Source organism: Caballeronia sp. LP006 (assembly GCF_031450995.1).
GTDB lineage: Bacteria > Pseudomonadota > Gammaproteobacteria > Burkholderiales > Burkholderiaceae > Caballeronia.
Window position 1 is genome coordinate 733,275 of record NZ_JARTVW010000004.1, and the last position, 16,312, is coordinate 749,586.

The window sequence follows — 16,312 nt, forward strand, 5'->3', positions numbered from 1 at the left end:
TCTCCTGATGAGCGGCGTTCGATGCCGCGGGCAAGACTCGTAATTTAGCGTGTTTCGGTCAGAAGCTTTTCTATGCGCAGCAATTCGCCGAGCGACCACGCCTGGAACGGTGTGCCGCCAGGCGTATGGGGTGCATCGCCGTCGGCGACTTCGGACAGATGATCGAGACCGTACCTGTCCAGATGCGCTTCGAGCGGCGCAATGAAGCGCTCGCGCGCGCCCGCTGCGCCATGCACACGAATCCACGCCTCGATGAACGGCCCGATGAGCCAGGGCCACACGGTTCCCTGATGATAGGCGCCGTCGCGTTCCAGCACGCCGCCCGCATAACGCGGACGATACGCCGGGTCGGCCGGCGCGAGCGTGCGCAAGCCGAGTGGTGTCAGCAGTTGGGTTTCCACTTGCGCGAGCACGGCTTGAGCGATGTCGCCATCGACGAGCGCGAAAGGCAGACCGCCCAGCGCAAAGATCTGATTCGGGCGGATCGAACGATCGAGCTTGCCGGCTTCGTGATCGGCATCGACGACATCGTACAGCGCGCGTGTGTCGGGATCGACGAAGCGTGCGAGGAAAGCCGCGCGCGCAGCGTCGCGCGGCGCGGTCCAGCGCGCATTCCACGCGCTTGCTATCGACAGCGCGTTGAACCACAGCGCCTCGACTTCCACCGGTTTGCCGATGCGCGGCGTCACCACCCAGTCGCCCGCCTTCGCGTCCATCCACGTGAGCTGAACGCCCGGGACGCCCGCGCGCAACAGACCGTCCGCGTCCGCCGCGATGCCAAAGCGCGTGCCGCGCGTATAGCCTTCGAGAATGGAATCGACCGCGTGTTGCAGGCGGCTCGCGGTCGCGGCGCTGGCGTGGCCCGTCGCCAGGTAATCGTGCACCGCCACGGCGAACCACAGCGAGGCATCGACCGAGTTGTATTCGGGCATGCCGCCGCCGTCCGGGAAGCGGTTGGGCAGCATGCCGTCCGAGAGCGTATCGGCCCATTCGAGCAGAATCGATTCGGCATCGGCGTAACGGCCCGCCGCGAGCAGAAGACCGCGCATCGAGATGAAGGTGTCGCGGCCCCAGTCGGTGAACCACGGATAGCCCGCGATGACCGTCTTGCCGACGTTGCGATCCACGATATACGCGTCGGCGGAACGCGCAAGCCGCGAGCCGAACGCGGCGCGCCTTTGGCTCTCTCGCGTGGCGAGTCGGGTGGCAAGCGCTACCGCATTGCCCTCGTGCGCCTGTTCGCGGCCGGTGTCGGCATGAAAGATCAGCACCGCATCGCCGCGTACGAGATCGAAGCTGAAGACGCCGGGTGCGGCGAGGTCTTCGGTGAAATCGAGCCCGCGGTCGCGCTCACGCGCATAGCTGAAGTTGCGATACCAGTCCGGCGCGTGCCGATAAGCCCCGTTCGACGTCGCGCCGATAGCCGGCAGATCTGCGTACGGACGCCAATGCACACGCTCCACGTCGACGGTTGCATCGAAGGAAAACGCGCCGTTCTCGTGATGCAGCGCGTGATAGTCGCGGCCCGAAAGAAGCGGCCGCACTTCGAGCGTGGCTTTCGGCACGGGCGTTTCGAGCCGCCAGCGCAGCACCGTCTCGCCGCTGTCCTTCACGACGAACACTTCCGCGCTCGCCACCGTTTCGTCGCCAATGCGAAAGCGCCACGTGGGCCACGGCGAGGTATCGAACGAGAGGAGGCTCGCGGAGATGTCCGGGTACAGCACGTCGGGCGCGTAGCGTTGCATCGTGAGCGCGCGGCGCTTTCCGTTTACATCGAGCCATGCCTCGACGCCATTCACCAGCACGACGCGCCCGGCGGGCGGCGCGGTGGCGGCGAGCAGCAACGCCTGATAACGCCGCGTGCGCAACGTGCCGACGGTGCCCGACGCGAAGCCGCCGAAGGCATCCGGTTCGAGCCATTCGTCTTCCAGGCGCGCGGCGTCGAAAGGCGCGTCCCGATTCGCTTCGATACGCGTCATGTCGCCGCCTTGTTCCGATAATCGCTGAGCGCGCGCCGCGCCTTCTTTTGGATCGTCGCGCGCATTCGCGGTGTCCAGCCGAGGAGCAAACCGCTCGCGCCGAGCGCCTGACGGCTCCAGCGCCAGAGATCGAAGGTGTCGATGTGCTCGACGATGAAGCCATCGCGGATAGCAAAGCGCGACTCGATACGATTGACGACCGGCCGGCCCGTGGCCGAATAGGTATAACGCGCGATGACGACGGCGCTCGCGGTCTGCCCGATCGAGCGGATTTCATCCACCGTCAGCGAGAAATCCGCCGCGCGGCCGAGCAACATGCGCCACATGTCGCCGACCTCACGGCCGTGCAGCAGGCCGAACGCGGGGTCCTGAAAGCGGATGTCGGGCGCGTAACACGCGGCCATCCCCTCGGCGTCGCGCTCCTGAAAGGCGCGGTAGAACCGCTCGATGAGTTCGGTGTTTGAATTGGGCATGAGCTTCCGGAAGGGCCGCTGGCGCGTGCAAGTTCGCATTCTCTCCCGGCTCGCGCAATGCTGCAGCGCTAATTCTTCGCGACTGCGTGCTTTGTTCGGCGTCTTTTAAACGCGATAGATGCGAAAAAGCAGGATTTCAGTCGAGTGATATTCAACTTGTCTTCAAATGCATCTGCAAATGACTACCCACCCATGCACACCCCCCGAAAAAAGGCGAAACCATAATTGACGCCAAAAAATTGTTTATCTAAATTCGTGTCACTTCCTACTCTCTTTAGAAACCTTCGTTCTAGCCGATACGGCATCGCAATGAAATTGCGGTGACGCGTCTACACGCTTATTTGGTTTAGTTTCCCGTTTGCGCTTCCAAAAGCCGATCATTTCACAACCGCCCGCTCTCGAGGCAGTCATGCGATTCCGAAAACCAAGAAATGCGCTGATCAATGGGCAGGCCGAGTCCTTTCTCATGGATACCCGAAGCGGCTCGATTATCCGGTCGATCGATAATGCGGATTCTGATTGCGTTACCTACGTGCTTAAAACCCGCGAGAACACACATTATTGCGCGTTATTGAATAAACTCGATCACCCCTACCGAAACGCATTACTGCAGCTTTCAATGGCGCTTGGCTTGCCGGTATCGATCAATGCTAATTGCCAACGATTTATTGACGTTGTTTCCGTAGGCTTGAAACACACGCGGTTATCCGAGACCTCGCTCTTCAAATGGAACCTGCTGAACGACGTCAGGACCGGACTCATCGTGCAGATAGACGATGCCGACAGCGTCGGAACCTTTGGCTATATTCTGCGCTGCCCCGACGGTTCGCATTATTGCGCGCAAATGACGCCGGATGATAACCGCAATCGCCATATGCTGATGCTCATGGCGTTCAGATCGGGCTTGCCGGTGACTATTCGCGCCAGCGCGGATTATTACGTCACGGGCGTTTCGATCGGCTCACGGCGCTTCGGTCCGAATATCGAGTGCACGGCCGAGCCGCTCGGCAATACTCCGCGCACAGGTTTCATCGAAGAGATAATCGATACCGAAACCTGCGACACGCTCGGGATCGTTCTAAAAAGCGTGGACGGCGCGCGTTATCACGCTCGTCTGGAACGGCGACCGGACGCTGAAAAACTCGGGTTAATGATAATGGCAGTGGGTGCCGGCCTGCCACTTACCGTATATGGCAATGAATATCATTATGTCACCGGCCTTTCAATCGGCACTTATCTCGCCGAAGAAACGCCGCCGCTGATCTGTTTCAGTCTAAGGCTGACCGAAACGCGTACCGGCTTTCTCACTCGCATAATCGATTACGACATGCTCGATCGAGTCAATTACCTTTTGCGCGCGTGGGACGGCCGCCAATATTGCGTGCAAATGAACGCGAAGATCTGCCCTCACCGCCACCACATGTTGGTCCGCGCGCTGGCGTGGGGGTTGCCGGTCAGTATCACCGCAGACGTCAATTCCGTCGTAACAGGCGTCGCGGTCGGCCTGCCGCGCGCGGGCAGTCCCAGTTTTCATTGTGGTGACGAACGCCATGCCGGCACGAAAACGGGCAATGTCACGCGCTTGATCGATGCCAACTGCGCCGGCGACCAGCCGAGCTACGTGCTCCAGACACCCGACGGCATGGAGTGGCGCGTGCGGACCGCCGCGAACGCCGACGCGAACCGCAACGCATTGCTGGAAATAGCGCTCACTTCCGGCTTGTCCGTGACCATCGATGACGCCGGCGGCAGGCGCTCTGCCGGGCGTCTGAGCGTGGAGCGGCGATAAAGCGTCATGCCGTAAGAACCGTTACCACATGAATCAGCAGCCCGACCGCGCCGCCCACGAGCGTGCCGTTCACGCGAATGAACTGCAGATCGCGGCCGATATTCAGCTCGACATCGCGCACGAGCGTGGCGTCGTCCCATTGCTTGACGGTCGCGGCAATGTGTTTCGCGATCCCCTCGCGCAACTCCGGCGCAAGCGCTTTCAGCGCGTCGCGCATGTGTTCGTTGATCGAATCGCGCAAGGCCGGATCGCCGCCCAGCGCCTGCGCAAAGCTGCCGGCCACCGCCACGACGCGCGCGTGCAGCGTCGAGTCCGGGCGCTTGAGATCGGCGTCGAGCCAGCCGATGAACTCGTCCCAAAGGCCGCTCACGTAGCCGCGCAACTCTGGCCGCGCGAGCCACTCGCGTTTGTGGTCGTCGATACGCGACTTGAACGCCGGATCGCGCCTCAGACGCTCGATGAAGCGCGCGACGGCTTCGTCGAAAGCCTTGCGACGCTCGTGTTCCGGGTCCTCGCTGACATCGTGCAGCCATTGATTCGCGCCGCGCACGAGACCTGCCGCGAACTTCGCGCCGAGTTCCTCCGCGTTCAGTCCGACGAAACCCAGCATGCCGATGAGCTTCGGATACTCCTCGCCCGCCACGCCGACGATGCGCGCCGCCAGCATCTCCTGCACTTCGGGCTTGTCGAGCCACGCGGCCATCTGCTTCAGGCCTTCGTCGAGCAGCAACTGATGACGGCGATCCTCCGTCAGCGTCGACAGTACTTCGCCCGCCGCGCCCGCGAGATCGAATTGCTCGGCGCGGCGGCGGATGGCTTCGTGAAGCATCGACTTGACACGCTCGTCGTCGATCAGGGACAGCAACTGACCGACCGCCGTCACTGCCTTGTTGCCGAGCAACGCGGCGTTCTTGGGCTCGGCGAGCCAGAGCGACAGGCGGCTTGCCGGGTCGAAGGCGTTGACGCGCGCGACGAGCGCATCGGTGCCGAGAAAGCGGTCGCGCACGAATGCGGCGAGGTTGTCCGCCACCCGCGCCTTGTTCGCGGGAAGGATGGCGGTATGCGGAATCGGTACGCCGAGCGGATGCCGGAACAGCGCGACGACCGCGAACCAGTCCGCGAGCGCGCCGACCATCGCGGCTTCCGCGAACGACGAGACCCACGCCCACGCGCCGGCATCGTGCTGACTTTTGGCGAGCGCGAAAAGCGCGCCCGCCGCGACGAGCAGCGCGGCTGCGAACCACTTCATGCGCTTGAGCGCGACGGTTTTATCCTGCGTATCCATGCTGTGCTATCGAGTTGGCGGGTTTGACGAGGGCGCAAGCTTATCAGCACTTCGCTGCAAGGCTAAGAGGGTGTTGATTGCGCGCCCGGCATGCTCCACCGGCACGAAGATGTGATCGTGATAAGCCGCCGCAAGCACATTGCAACTGATGCCCGCGTCGCCGAGCGCCCGCGCGAACGCAGCCGTCAGCCCGACTGCGGCGAGGTCCGAATGCACCGTGAGCGTGATCCACGCGGCGCGAAACAACGGCGCGATGTTCGCCGCTTGCGCCGCCGCTTCCTCCATCACGACGGTCATGCCTTCGCGTTCACGGAACGTGGCGACGATGCCCGCGCCGCTCACCACCGCATCGTGCGGCAGGGACGCGAACACATAGACGCCGGGCTGAAGCTCGGGACGCATCGAAGCGAGCAGCGTGTTCAGATCCGAAATGGCTTGAGACATGATTGCTCCACCCAATGCGACGGCGCGGGCTTGACTGCAAGCCCGCGCCAGATCGCGATTTTCAGGCCGCGTCTTCCGTCGCGCGCGTTCGACCGAGCACGGGACGCAGCGCCGTTCCGGTGTGACTGCGCGGATGGCTCGCCAGCGTTTCCGGGTCCGCCGCCGCGACGATCGTGCCGCCGTTCACGCCGCCTTCGGGTCCGAGATCGAGCACCCAGTCCGCTTCGGCGATCACATCGAGATCGTGCTCGATGACGATCACGCTATGCCCGCCATCCACCAGCCGATGCAGCACGCGAATCAGCTTGGCGACATCGGCCATATGCAGACCGACCGTCGGTTCGTCGAGCACGTAGAGCGTGTGCGGCGGCTTCTGGCCACGCCGCGTGATGTCGTCGCGCACCTTCGACAACTCGGTGACGAGTTTGATGCGCTGCGCCTCGCCGCCCGAGAGCGTCGGCGACGGCTGGCCGAGCGTGAGATAACCGAGGCCCACGTCCTTCATCAACTGCAACGGATGCGCGATGCTGTTCATCGACGCGAAGAACTCCACGGCTTCGTCGATCTCCATGGTCAGCACTTCGCCGATATTCTTGCCGCGCCAAGTCACCGCAAGCGTCTCCGGATTGAAGCGCTGGCCGTGGCAAACATCGCACGGCACCTTTACGTCCGGCAAGAAGCTCATGGCGATAGTGCGCACGCCCTGGCCTTCGCACGCCGGGCAGCGTCCGTCGCCGGTGTTGAACGAGAAACGCGATGGCGTGTAGCCGCGCGCGCGGGCTTCGAGCGTATCGGCGAAAAGCTTGCGGATGGTGTCCCACATGCCGATATACGTAGCCGGACACGAACGCGGCGTCTTGCCGATGGGCGTCTGGTCCACTTCCAGCACGCGATCGATCGACTCGAAGCCGGTCACGCCCGCGCAGCCTTGCCACGCGTGCACGACATCGAACTTGGGGCGCGGCGCTTCGCGTGCGAGCACGGAAGCGCGCGACTTCGCGGGCGCATCGGTCTGCACGGCGCGGCGCGCGCGCCGCACGGCGGGCGACGAAAGCACCGAGCGGCCGACGGCATCGAGCAGGTTGGTCATCAGCACGTCGCGTGCGAGCGTGGACTTGCCCGAACCGGAAACGCCCGTGATGGCGACCAGACGATTGAGCGGCACGCTCGCCGTCACGTTGCGCAGATTGTGCAGCGTCGCCTTTTCGACCGTGAGCCATTGCTCGGGCACGGCGGGCCGCTTGCCCGCGGCCGCGCGCACTTCGCGACGCGGCTGCAACGGATGCACGATCGGGTTCGCGAGCATCTGACCCGTGAGCGAGTCCTTGTGCGCGGCGAGGTCCGACACCGTGCCCTGCGCGACCACCGTGCCGCCGCGCTTGCCCGCGCCCGGCCCGATATCGATGATGTGATCCGCGCGGCGAATGGTGTCCTCGTCGTGCTCGACGACGACGAGCGTATTGCCCTTGTCGTTGAGCTTCTTGAGCGCGGACAGCAGGATCAGATTGTCACGCGGATGCAGTCCGATGGTCGGTTCATCGAGCACGTAACACACGCCTTGCAGGTTGCTGCCAAGCTGCGCCGCGAGCCGGATGCGCTGCGCTTCGCCGCCCGACAGCGTGGGCGCGGCGCGATCCAAACTCAGATAACCGAGGCCCACTTCCTCGAGAAATTGCAGACGCCCTTCGATCTCGCTGATGACATCGCGCGCGATGTCCGCATCGCGGCCTTGCAGCTTGAGCGCCGCGATCCATTCGCGCGTGTCCGTCACGGTCCAGCGACCAACCTCCGTGATCGGATAGTTGCCGAACGTGACGGCGCGCGCCACGTCGTTCAGACGCGTGCCTTCGCACTCGGGACACGGTTGATCGACGATATCGTCCGGTTCCTGATCCACCGAACCGATGCTCTGTTCGCGGCCGCGATCGTCCTGCGCGAAGACTGTATCGTCGAATGCGGCGCGCTGTTCGCGCGTGAGTTTCACGCCCGTGCCCACGCATGTGTTGCACCAACCGTGCTTGCTGTTGTAGGAGAACATGCGCGGATCGAGTTCGGGGTAACTCGTGCCGCAAGTGGGACATGCGCGCTTGGTCGAGAACACGATGGTCTCTTCCTTGCCGCGCTTCTTGCCATTGGACAACGCGCCGTGCAGATCGTCGAGCGGCGCGCACAAATGCATCACGCCCTTGCCGAGTTCGAGCGCATCGTCCAGCAGGCGGCGCAGTTCCGCTTCGTTATCCGCCGATACCACGAGGTCCGCCACGGGCAGTTCGATCGTATGTTCGCGGAAACGATCGAGCTTCGGCCACGGATCGACGGAGAGGAATTCGCCATCCACACGCAGATGCGAGTTGCCGCGCGCCTTTGCCCATTTCGCGAGATCGGTGTAGACGCCCTTGCGATTCACGACGAGCGGCGCGAGCAGGCCGACGTGCTGACCCTTGTAGTCACCCAAAATCTGCGCGGCTATCGACTCCGAACTTTGCGCCTGCACCGGCGTGCCGTCGTTGACGCAGTGCTGTATGCCGAGCTTCACATAGAGCAGCCGAAGGAAGTGCCAGACTTCCGACGTGGTCGCGACCGTGCTCTTGCGGCCGCCGCGCGAGAGACGCTGTTCGATTGCCACGGTCGGCGGAATGCCATAGACCGCATCGACTTCCGGCCGGCCAGCGGGCTGCACGATGGAACGCGCATACGCATTGAGCGATTCGAGGTAACGGCGCTGACCTTCGTGGAAAAGAATGTCGAAGGCGAGCGTCGATTTGCCCGAGCCCGACACGCCCGTGACCACGTTAAATTTGTTGTGCGGGATATCGACATCGAGCGACTTCAGGTTGTGTTCGCGCGCATTCACGATACGCACCACGTCCTCGCCCTGCAGAGCACGGCGCGCGCTCGCCACTTCCGCGGCTAGTTGCAGCGGCACGCCCGCGCGCTTGTCGGCGGCGCCGGGCGCCATCGCTTCTTCATAATCGACGAGCGCGCGGCCCGTGTGCGAATGCTCGCACGCGGCCACTTCATCCGGCGTGCCGACACATACCACCTGACCGCCGCCGTCGCCACCTTCCGGACCGAGATCGATGATCCAGTCGGCCGCGCGAATCACGTCGAGATTGTGTTCGATGACGATCAAGGAATGCCCGCGTTCGAGCAAACGGCCGAGCGCACGCATGAGCTTGGCGATGTCGTCGAAATGCAGTCCCGTGGTGGGCTCGTCGAACATGAAGAGGCGGCCGTGCTTCGCTTCGCTCTTGCTCGCGGGCGACGCGGTTTCCGCCAGAAAACCCGCGAGCTTCAGGCGCTGCGCTTCGCCGCCCGAAAGCGTGGGCACCGGCTGACCGAGCTTCACGTATTCGAGGCCGACATCGACGATAGGCTGCAACACGCGCAATACTTCCGCATCATTCGCAAACAGCTCGACGGCTTCGCTCACCGTGAGTTCGAGCACGTCCGCCACGCTCAGATGCCGGCCGCCGCGCTCGATCTTCACGTCGAGGATTTCCGCGCGATAACGCCTGCCGTCGCAATCGGGACACCGCAGATAGACGTCGCTCAGAAACTGCATTTCGACATGTTCGAAGCCCGAGCCGCCGCAAGTCGGGCAGCGGCCATCGCCGGAATTGAAACTGAACATGCTTGCGCTATAGCCGCGCTGTGCGGCAAGCGGCGCTTTCGCAAAGAGCTTGCGCAACTCGTCGAACGCGCCGACGTAACTCGCCGGATTCGAGCGCGCCGTGCGGCCGATAGGCGATTGATCGACGAAGACCACATCGCTCAGTTGCTCCGCGCCCTTCAACGCGCGAAACGCGCCCGGCGTCTCGGTCGCCTTGCCGAAGTGACGCATGAGCGCGGGCGCGAGCACGTCCTGAATCAAGGTCGATTTGCCCGAACCCGATACGCCTGTCACGCAGACGAGACGTTGCAACGGAATCTCGACCGTGACGTCTTGCAGGTTGTGATCGCTCGCGCCTTCGAGCACGAGACGCGGCGTCTTCGCGTCGGTCGCGCGACGATTCCAGTTCGACGCGTGCGCCACTTGCTTGCGGCCGCCGAGATAGGCGCCGGTGAGCGTGTCGCTCGACTCGATATCGCCCGGCGTGCCGTCATAGACGATCTGCCCGCCGCGTTCACCCGGCCCCGGACCCATGTCGATGAGACGATCCGCCGCAAGCATCACCGACGGATCGTGCTCCACGACGACGAGCGTATTGCCCGCATCGCGCAGACGATGCATGGCCTCGACGATGCGGTTCAAATCGCGCGGATGCAGCCCGATGCTCGGTTCATCCAGCACGAAAAGCGTATTGACGAGCGAAGTGCCGAGCGCGGTCGTCAGATTGATACGCTGCACTTCGCCGCCCGACAGCGTGCGGCTCTGCCGGTCCAGCGTGAGATAGCCGAGCCCGACATCGCAGAGATACTTCAGACGCGTGCGCACCTCGGCGTGCAAGAGCTTGAGTGCTTCATCGAGCAAGGTCGAGGGCAGCGTGAGCGAATCGAAGAAGCGGCGGATGCGCTCTATCGGCATCAGCATGAGATCGTGCACGGTGAGACCGGGCAGCGCTTCGAGTTGCTCGCGTGTCCAGTCGACGCCCTTCGGCATTAAGCGACTGGCCGGCGCGAGCACGGCATCGGCCTGCTCCTTCGTGCCGAGACGCCACAGCATGGATTCGGTCTTCAGACGCGCGCCGTCGCATGTCGGGCACGTCGTATAGCTGCGGTACTTCGAGAGCAGCACGCGGATATGCATCTTGTACGCCTTCGACTCTAGATAGTCGAAGAAGCGCTGCACGCCGTACCACTGGTTCTGCCACTTGCCGGTCCAGTCGGGCGATCCGTGGATGACCCAGTCGCGTTCCTTCTGCGTGAGTTCGTTCCATGGCACGCCGAGACGAATGCCCGCCTTCGCGCCGTAGCGCACGAGATCGTCCTGATTTTCTTTCCACGCGGGCGTTTGCAGCGTCTTGATCGCGCCCTCGCGCAGCGTCTTCTTTTCATCGGGAATGACGAGGCCGAAATCCACGCCGATCACGCGGCCGAAACCACGGCACGCTTCGCACGCGCCGTAGGCCGAATTGAACGAGAACAGCGCGGGCTGCGGGTCCGCGTAACGCAGATCGCTTTCGGGGCTATGCAGACCGGTCGAGAAGCGCCAGATTTCCGGCTCGCCTTCGTCCTTCAGCATGTAGACATTCACGCGACCGGTGCCGCGCAAGAGCGCGCTTTCGATCGCTTCGAGCGCGCGCGAGCGTTCGGTGTTGTGCAGGCGAAAACGGTCCGCGACGACGTCGAGCAACTGGCGCTTGCCGCTTTCGGTTTCGATGTGACGTTTCGCCTGAACGCGCGTATAGCCGCTCGCGGAAAGCCATTGAGCAACTTCGTCATCGCTTGCGCTGTCCGGCAATTCGACCGGGAACGTGATCGCGAGACGCGGGTCGTCCGTGCGCGTGCGCTCGAGCAGTTCGGCGTAAATGGTTTCCGGCGTGTCATGACGCACGCGCAGCGCGGACTTCTTGTCGAACAGTTCGGCGGCGCGGGCGTAGAACAGCTTCAGGTGATCGTTCAGTTCGGTCATCGTGCCGACGGTCGAGCGCGAGCTGCGCACCGGGTTCGTCTGGTCGATGGCGATGGCGGGCGGCACTCCATCCACGCGATCCACCTGCGGCCGGTCCATGCGATCGAGAAACTGCCGGGCGTAGGCGCTGAAGGTTTCGACATAGCGCCGCTGGCCTTCGGCATAAAGCGTGTCGAACACGAGACTAGATTTACCCGAACCGGAAGGGCCGGTGACAACCGTCATCTGGCCGGTGTGCAGGTCGAGATCGAGATTCTTGAGATTGTGTTGCCGAGCGCCGCGGATGCGGATTGCGTTGTTCGATGCCAATTTTTCAACCGGTTCAATGAGTTGGACGGCTGTCACGAGCCGCTTGCAGCGGCGCGTCGATTGCTCGAAACGCGCCTCTTGCAGCGAACAGTACTGTACACGCATACAGTATTTGCTGCCAAACGTCGCGGAAGTGTCAGCCGGGGTGTTGGGTAGTGTCGCAAAGTTCTCGCCCGGCGATCGGCGAAGAGAGCGGCCGCTGTTCGGTTGCGTTCGGCCTGCGACCTATGCGGGAAAGTCCCAACCCGACGCTGCCTGACTTTACTTGACCAATGCCTGACAACTTCGATATCGTAAGTCAGGAAAACGATTTCCCGAAGCTTCGTCGCGATCCATTTGCTGCAACTCAAGCATCCGGTTAACCGTTGTACGAAGACTTCACCGAATCTACAAAACCGGCCCCGACCGGATCCAGGAGACAACAAATGAAATCCCCAAAACCGTCAGCAGGTTCGCTATCACGACGTTCTTTCGTCAAACTCGCGGGCGTCTCGGCAAGCGCCCCACTTTTCGGCGGAATCAGCGCAATGAGCCTCCTTGGCGCCTGCGGCGGTCATGACGATTCAGCGCCCGCCACCGTGCAAGACGCGATCTGGGGCCCGTCCGGCTCCGCCACGCAAATCGTCAATGCGCTCAAGGGTGTATCGACGTCGATGGTGCCGAGCCGCCAGTTCCTCGTCACCGATTACGGCGCGAAGCCATGCGCTGTCGTGGCGGCGGTGAATCCTTATACGGATGCCACGAAGTCGCCCCTGAGCAGCGGCGCCGATCAGACGCAAGCGCCCGGCTCGTTCGATTCGCGTCCCGCCTTCTTCGCGGCAATCGCGGCGTGCAGCGCGGCGGGCGGCGGACGCGTCGTCGTGCCGGCGGGCAACTGGTATTGCGCGGGGCCGATCGTGCTGCAATCGAACGTCGACTTTCACCTGAGCGCGAACTGCGAAATCTTCTTCAGCCCGAATCCGGCCGACTACGCGAAAGACGGCCCGATCGACTGCGGCCCGAACGGCAAGTTGTTTTACAGCCGCTGGCAGGCAAACGATTGCCTCAACTACGGCCCGCCCGTCTATGCGCGCAATCAGACCAACGTCGCGCTCACTGGCGAAGGCGACACGTCCGTGCTCAATGGCCAGGCAATGACGCCCTTTGCCGGCAGCGGCAACACCGCGACGAGCTGGTGGACGTGGAAGGGCAATAACGGCGTGTATGGCTGCGTCAGTTCGTCGACGCCGTCACAAGCGTCGAGCAACTCGAAGAACGTCGATCTCAAAACCGCCGCGCCCGGCATCTCCGATACGCTCTATGCCGAACTCACCAACCCCGCCACGCCGTGGCAGCAGGACCAGAACTATCTGCCCGCGCTGTCCGAGGCGGGTGTCGCCATCGAGAAGCGCATCTTCGGTCTCGGGCATTATCTGCGGCCTTGCATGGTGGAATTCATCGGTTGCACGAACGTGTTGATGGAGAGCTACCGCACCATCAATACGCCGTTCTGGCAGCATCATCCGACCGACTGCAAGAACGTGGTAATGCGCAGCGTGACGGTGGACAGCATCGGTCCGAACAACGATGGCTTCGACCCCGACGCCTGCGACATGGTCCTGTGCGAAAGCGTCGTGTTCAACACGGGCGACGACTGCATCGCCATCAAGTCGGGCAAGGATCTCGACACGCAATACGGCCCGGCGCAAAACCACGTCATTCAAAACTGCACGATGAACAGCGGCCACGGCGGCATCACGCTAGGCAGCGAAATGGGCGGCGGCGTGCAGAAAATCTACGCGCGCAATCTGCAGATGCTCAACAAGTTCTGGGCGACCAACTCGCTGAACATTGCGATTCGCGTGAAGACGAACATGAATCGCGGCGGCTTCGTGAAAGACTTCTACGTCGATAACGTGACCTTGCCCAACGGCGTCAGCCTCACGCCGTCCGGTTACGGCAGCAGCCTGCTCGCGGGCAGTCCGATCAACGCGACCGTGCCGCTCGGCGTGGCGACGGCCAGCGCGGCGAATCCATCGGCGGCGCAGGGCGGCATCATCACCTTCGATTGCGATTATCAGCCGTCGAAAGACGCCATCCGCACGCGTCCCGCCCTCGTGCAGAACGTGAACATTTCCAACGTGAAGGCGAGCAACGTCACGGCGAACGGCGCGACGGGATCGTGTTTTCAGGCGATCGTCGCGCAAGGACCGGTCGCGTTCGATTACAACGGCCCCGCGCCGGTGCCGGCCCTTCCGGCCATCACCGGGGTGACCATCACCGATTGCGATTTCGGCACGCCCGTTGCGGCCGGACCGGCGACGGCGGCAACGCCCGGGCCGATCTATGCGTACAACGTGCATGACATCGTGTTGAAGAACACGGTGATCGCGGGGCAGACGTTGAATCAGACGGTGAGTGACGCGCGGTAAGAAGCTTTGGGCTGCGGGCTTCGAGTCCGCAGCCGCTTGCCGTTATGTGCCCATTCGCGGCATGTTGAAATGCGCGCCCGCTTTCATCTGGTACGACGATGCTGTTCGACGGCATGAATAAGGCTGCGCCTTATTCAACATGCAAAGGCTGCGCGAAACCGAGCGCCCTGTGTGGACTCGCCGACTTCTCGCGCGGTGGCGCGGATCATCTGGCTGGATGCAAAGTCGATCCGTATTTCGGCACATCGATCTACTACTATCGTTGCGAGCAATGCGGATTTATCCACGCGCCCGCCTTCGACGACTGGACGCCGAACGACTTCAGCGAACACATCTATAACGCGGCTTACGAACGGCAAGATCTTGACTACACCTTCGCGCGGCCAAATGCCAACGCACGGATGATCGCCAAGTTTTTTCCCAACCTCGCGCAGGAAAAGCTTCTCGATTACGGCGCCGGACAGGGATTCTCGAACAGCAACTTCGGCTTCGCGGGTTCAAACGGATACGCTCGTACGATCCCTTTGGCGAAGCGTCCGACCATACGTCACTGATCGACCGATTACGGCGTCGTGCTTGCATTCGAAGTCGAGCATCACGTCGAGCCGCGTCGACTCGTCGATACACTGGCAAGCCTTATCGACGGCAACGGCGCAATGCTCATCAGTACGCTGTTCGTTCCTCAAAGCACTTTGCGCGATGATATCGGACAGTGGTGGTATTGCATGCCTCGCAACGGCCATGTGTCGTTTTATACGGCGTCTGCACTGTCGCTACTGGCATCAGTGAACGGTCTCGAAGCCGCGACATTCAGCGAAGGCCTGCATCTTCTTTATCGCGGCGAATTTCCGGATTGGGCGAGGCACGTCAACCACACGCTCTTGCACTAACCTACCTCACGCCCCGATCAACACCCCCGTCCTGAACCCCGTCTGCCCCGTCACCCGCCCCATCGGTGCACCGGCCTGCGCGAAACGGATCGCACGCCGCATATAAAACACGCCATCGTTTTTCGTCGCGACCGTGGTCACGGCATCCGTCAGTGGATCGACGATATCGAACACCGCGTCGCCAGCCTTCAACCTCGCCCCGACCGACGCGCGATACACGACGATGCCGCTCACCGGCGCAATCAATTGCTCGCTGCCCGCAAGCGGCGTCGCGCCGAGTACGAGCGGCGGCAACGCGCGCGCCTCGCCTTCGATCACGCCGCGCGCGATCAGAAAGTCAACGATGGCATCCGCATCGTGTTGCGCCGTCTCGTAGCTCACGTCGCGCTGCCCGCGATGCTCCACCGTCGCCGCGATGTTCGGCGCACCGAGCGGCACGTCACCGCCGAGCAATGCACGCACTTCGTTCCACAAGAGCGCGTGGATTTCGTCGAACGACTGCCCGCCCGAATCCGTTGCGAGCAGCACGCCGTTCGCGCCGAGATAATGCGCAAGCGGTTCCAGCGCGGGCCAGCTTGCCGGGCTCGTGTAGAGATGCATCGTGGCTTCGAGCGAACAATGCAGATCGAGCACGATGTCGGCATCGGATGCGAGCGTCAGCAGCGTCAGCCGCAGCGACTCGAACTCGTTCTTCGCGCGCATTTCGCCGAGCATGTCCCGCACGGCGCGACGCAAGAGGCGCGCGTTGTATGCGGCGTCGCTGCTCGACCACGCCATGCCGATACGTTCGATCAACGCCTGCGCGGGCGGCATCGGAAAACCGCGGTTGAAGTTGTGGCCGCTATTCGCCTCGAAGCGGCCAAGGAATTGCCCGAGCACATGCTGCGACAAGCCGACAGGATTCGCCACCGGCACGAGGACGATCTCGCCACGCAAGCGCCCTTCCCCTTCGAGTTGCAGCAGACGCTTCTTCAGCTGCCACGCCGTGAGCATCGCGGGGGTTTCGTCGGCATGCAGCGAGGCCTGGATGTAGACCTTCTCGCCGCTTCGTTCCGCACCGAAATGAAAGCTGACGAGTTCGCGCGCCGTACCGAGCGTCGTGGAAACGAGCGGCGTGTGTCGTGTTTGCATCGATGAAAAAGTCCGTGAAAGATGAG

Annotated in this window: 10 protein-coding genes; 4 read left to right on the forward strand and 6 right to left on the reverse strand. The window is 62.8% G+C overall.

Translation table 11 applies throughout. The features are described 5' to 3' along the window. Nucleotides 1–44: 44 nt before the first annotated feature. Both P9250_RS13485 and P9250_RS13490 read right to left on the reverse strand, forming a co-directional pair. A complete protein-coding gene (locus P9250_RS13485; RefSeq protein ID WP_310393500.1) occupies nt 45–1,979 on the reverse strand; it encodes an amylo-alpha-1,6-glucosidase in 1,935 nt (644 codons plus the stop codon). Then, on the reverse strand, nt 1,976–2,452 hold the full coding sequence (locus tag P9250_RS13490; RefSeq protein ID WP_310393503.1) for a nuclear transport factor 2 family protein: 477 nt from the start codon (nt 2,450–2,452) through the stop codon (nt 1,976–1,978). Before P9250_RS13490 ends, P9250_RS13485 begins: the two co-directional genes overlap by 4 nt. A 409-nt stretch (nt 2,453–2,861) precedes the next feature. Here P9250_RS13490 and P9250_RS13495 point away from each other — a divergent pair, with 409 nt between their 5' ends. Further along, nucleotides 2,862–4,241 carry a hypothetical protein gene (locus P9250_RS13495; protein ID WP_310393505.1) on the forward strand — a complete coding sequence of 460 codons (1,380 nt, stop codon included), beginning with the start codon at nt 2,862–2,864 and terminating at the stop codon, nt 4,239–4,241. A 4-nt stretch (nt 4,242–4,245) separates the two neighbouring features. On the opposite strand, the gene P9250_RS13500 is transcribed toward P9250_RS13495, so the two are convergent. From P9250_RS13500 to uvrA, 3 genes are all read right to left on the reverse strand, one after another. Further along, the gene (locus P9250_RS13500; RefSeq protein WP_310393507.1) at nt 4,246–5,526 is read right to left on the reverse strand and encodes a DUF445 domain-containing protein; all 1,281 of its coding nucleotides are present in this window, start codon (nt 5,524–5,526) and stop codon (nt 4,246–4,248) included. Nucleotides 5,527–5,532: 6 nt separating this feature from the next. Next, entirely contained in the window at nt 5,533–5,970 is a 438-nt protein-coding gene (locus tag P9250_RS13505) for an ACT domain-containing protein (RefSeq protein WP_310393509.1), read from the reverse strand. Nucleotides 5,971–6,031: 61 nt separating this feature from the next. Beyond that, nucleotides 6,032–11,854 carry an excinuclease ABC subunit UvrA gene (gene uvrA, locus P9250_RS13510; protein ID WP_310394153.1) on the reverse strand — a complete coding sequence of 1,941 codons (5,823 nt, stop codon included), beginning with the start codon at nt 11,852–11,854 and terminating at the stop codon, nt 6,032–6,034. Nucleotides 11,855–12,279: 425 nt separating this feature from the next. Here uvrA and P9250_RS13515 point away from each other — a divergent pair, with 425 nt between their 5' ends. The 3 genes from P9250_RS13515 (at nt 12,280) to P9250_RS13525 (ending at nt 15,155) form a co-directional block, all read left to right on the forward strand. Further along, a complete protein-coding gene (locus tag P9250_RS13515) occupies nt 12,280–14,265 on the forward strand; it encodes a glycoside hydrolase family 28 protein (protein ID WP_310393512.1) in 1,986 nt (661 codons plus the stop codon). Nucleotides 14,266–14,378: 113 nt separating this feature from the next. After that, complete coding sequence (locus P9250_RS13520; protein ID WP_310393514.1) at nt 14,379–14,819, forward strand: hypothetical protein; 441 nt, start codon at nt 14,379–14,381, stop codon at nt 14,817–14,819. Between the two features lie 18 nt (nt 14,820–14,837). Then, the gene (locus tag P9250_RS13525) at nt 14,838–15,155 is read left to right on the forward strand and encodes a methyltransferase domain-containing protein (RefSeq protein WP_310393516.1); all 318 of its coding nucleotides are present in this window, start codon (nt 14,838–14,840) and stop codon (nt 15,153–15,155) included. 6 nt (nt 15,156–15,161) lie between these two features. Here P9250_RS13525 and P9250_RS13530 read toward each other — a convergent pair whose 3' ends face one another. Beyond that, entirely contained in the window at nt 15,162–16,286 is a 1,125-nt protein-coding gene (locus P9250_RS13530; RefSeq protein WP_310393518.1) for a M14 family metallopeptidase, read from the reverse strand. Nucleotides 16,287–16,312 lie beyond the last annotated feature (26 nt).